Origin of the sequence: Chromohalobacter sp. 296-RDG (assembly GCF_029889885.1) — a bacterium.
In the GTDB taxonomy this organism is placed as follows: domain Bacteria; phylum Pseudomonadota; class Gammaproteobacteria; order Pseudomonadales; family Halomonadaceae; genus Chromohalobacter.
On record NZ_JARANY010000262.1, the window covers coordinates 1 to 945 of the forward strand.

Below are 945 nucleotides of genomic sequence, written 5' to 3' on the forward strand. Positions count from 1 at the left end.
CGTCGTCATGTCGCTGGATTACTACAACAGCCTTATGGAGACAGTACATCTATTGCGCTCCCCTGCTAATGCTGAACACCTGAGTAAATCAATCGCGCAATACAAGGCAGGAAAGGCAACAACACGTGGGTTGGTAGATGAAAGTGAGTAGTCGGTTGCTTTGTTGGACTGAAGAGGCATGGAACGACTACATCTATTGGCAAAGCCAGGAGAAGAAGACTCTCAAACGCATCAACAAGCTAATCACTGATGTGAAGCGGTCCCCGTTAGAAGGTATCGGGAAACCAGAAGCTCTTAAGGAAAACCTGGCGGGTTTCTGGTCGCGTCGAATCGATGAGACTAACCGCTTGGTGTATGCCGTGGAAGATGCGTCCATTACGATCATATCCTGCAGATACCACTATTGAACGAGCTGCCCCAGACCCCGCGGCCGGGGCGTGCCCCCTCTTGTTACCTCCCCTCACTCATCGCGATCGATGGCGAAAGCCGACCAGGCTTGGCGGGTGGGCATGACTTCCAGGCGGTTGAAATTGATATGCGCAGGGAGAGTGGCGATGTAGAACATCTGCTCGGCGATGTCCTCGGCGGTGAGTGCGGTAGTGCCGCTATATAGCGCGTCGGAGGCGGCTTGGCCGCCGCCGGTGCGCACGAGGGTGAATTCGGTTTCGGCGATGCCGGGGGCAAGGTCAGTCACGCGCACGCCGGTGCCAAGCAAGTCGCAGCGCAGATTGTAGCTGAACTGTTGAACGAAGGCTTTCGAGGCGCCGTAGACGTGGCTACCGGGGTAAGGCCATTGGCCGGCGATGGAGCCGACATTGACGATGGTGGCGCCTTCGCCGACGTCGATCAGTGTCGGCAGTAGCGTGTGGGTGACGTTGACCAGCCCCGTGACGTTGGTGTCGATCATGGTGTGCCAGTCGCGCCGGTCGACTTCTTGAGCGGGCT

At 57.2% G+C, this 945-nt stretch carries 3 protein-coding genes; 2 read left to right on the forward strand and 1 reads right to left on the reverse strand.

What is annotated here, in order from left to right:
- On the forward strand, positions 1–151 hold a 151-nt coding region (locus tag OP495_RS18380), incomplete at its 5' end, for a type II toxin-antitoxin system Phd/YefM family antitoxin (RefSeq protein WP_280571216.1).
- Complete coding sequence (locus OP495_RS18385; protein ID WP_348521334.1) at positions 144–407, forward strand: Txe/YoeB family addiction module toxin; 264 nt, start codon at positions 144–146, stop codon at positions 405–407. The genes OP495_RS18380 and OP495_RS18385, both read left to right, overlap by 8 nt.
- 53 nt (positions 408–460) lie before the next feature.
- Here the strand turns inward: OP495_RS18385 and OP495_RS18390 are convergent.
- Positions 461–945, reverse strand: a 485-nt coding sequence (locus OP495_RS18390) for an SDR family NAD(P)-dependent oxidoreductase (protein WP_280571214.1), incomplete at its 5' end; no start/stop codon positions are given.